Source organism: Komagataeibacter intermedius TF2, from assembly GCF_000964425.1.
GTDB lineage: Bacteria > Pseudomonadota > Alphaproteobacteria > Acetobacterales > Acetobacteraceae > Komagataeibacter > Komagataeibacter intermedius.
Map to the genome: position 1 here is coordinate 1 of NZ_BANF01000066.1, position 1,637 is coordinate 1,637.

General features: G+C 58.9%; 1 protein-coding gene. It reads left to right on the plus strand.

Annotation, left to right across the window (positions count from 1 at the left end; translation table 11 throughout):
• The first annotated feature begins 9 nt into the window (after positions 1-9).
• Positions 10-1,623 carry an NAD-dependent malic enzyme gene (locus B7449_RS10845; RefSeq protein WP_048883616.1) on the plus strand — a complete coding sequence of 538 codons (1,614 nt, stop codon included), beginning with the start codon at positions 10-12 and terminating at the stop codon, positions 1,621-1,623.
• Positions 1,624-1,637 lie beyond the last annotated feature (14 nt).

Below are 1,637 nucleotides of genomic sequence, written 5' to 3' on the forward strand. Positions count from 1 at the left end.
GCCAGCACGATCCGGGGACAGGAAATCCTCAACAACCCCGCCCGCAACAAGGAAACCGCCTTTACAATGACTGAGCGTCAATCGCTCGGCCTTGAAGGTCTGCTTCCTCCGACTGTGGAAAACATCGACCGGCAACTGGAGAGGGTTCAGACGCAACTCGCCGCAAAGCCGAATGATCTCGAACGCTACATCTATCTCATGAGCCTGGCGGCCAGGAACGAGACGCTATTCTACCACACGCTGATGTCCGACCCCGCGCGGTTTGTGCCGATTGTCTATGATCCGACCGTGGCTGATGCCTGTCTGGCATACGGACATATCTATCGCGGCAGCGCGGGCATGTATCTCACGCGCGACATGAAAGGTCGCTTCAAAAAAATTCTGCGCAACTGGCCGGTAAAAGACGTTCGGTTCATCTGTGTGTCCACCGGCGGCCGTATTCTCGGTCTTGGCGATATCGGCGCTAACGGCATGGGCATTCCCATTGGCAAGCTCCAGCTCTACACCGCCTGCGCGGGGGTGCCGCCCGAGGCGCTGCTGCCTGTGCTACTGGACATAGGCACCACGAACGCGGCGCTCCGGGCCGATCCGCTTTATCTTGGTCTGCGCGAGCTCCCGCCAGACGAAGCGGAGGTGGATTTGATCTCAGAGGCATTTATCGAAGCCGCTACAGACGTGTTTCCCGGTGTCTGCATTCATTTCGAGGACTGGAAAGGTACCGATGCGATGCGGCTTCTCGCCCGCTATCGCGACAAGGTCCTGTGCTACAATGACGATATTCAGGGAACCGCAGCGATCGCGGTAGCAGGCCTGACCACGGCACTGCAGATCAAGAACGAGACTTTCGCCGATCAGCGCGTCCTTTTTCTGGGCGCAGGCTCAGCCGGGATCGGTATCGCAAGTATGATTGTCTCGGCGATGGTCGAAGCGGGTCTGGGCGAGGCCGAAGCGCGTGAGCGTATCGTACTGATCGATGTCAACGGTCTGATCGAGACCAGCCGGACCGATCTCAACGAGTGGCAGAAGCCGTTCGCGCACGAGGCGAAACCGACGAAAGATCTTCTCGAGGTCGTCAGAACCTTCAAGCCGACCATTCTGATCGGCGTCAGCACCATCGGCGGCGCATTCACCGAGGAGGTGGTCCGCGAGATGGCAAAACTGAACGAGCGGCCGGTGATCTTCCCGCTCTCCAATCCGACGAACAAGGCGGAATGTACGGCCGAGCAGGCCTATACCTGGACAAAAGGCAAAGCATTATACGCCGCTGGAGTCCAATTTCCGGACTTCGAATATCAGGGAAAGAGCTACCACCCGGGACAGGCCAACAATTTCTATATCTTTCCGGCAATCGGCCTCGCCGTTTACGCGACCCGTCCCGCGCGGATCACGGACGATATGTTCATCACCGCCGCCGCCGCGACAGCGGATCAGGTGGGGCCGAGCGCACGCGAGCATGGCATGCTGTTCCCGCTCCAAGCCAACATCCTGGAGACCGAAGTGACGACCGCCACGCGGGTTGCGGAGCATATCTTCGATAGTGGACAGGCCACCGTCGAGCGTCCGGAAAATATCCGCGCCTGGATCGAGGGGCTGCTCTACAAGCCGGTCTACAAGGAACTCTGACACACCTAAGTCAT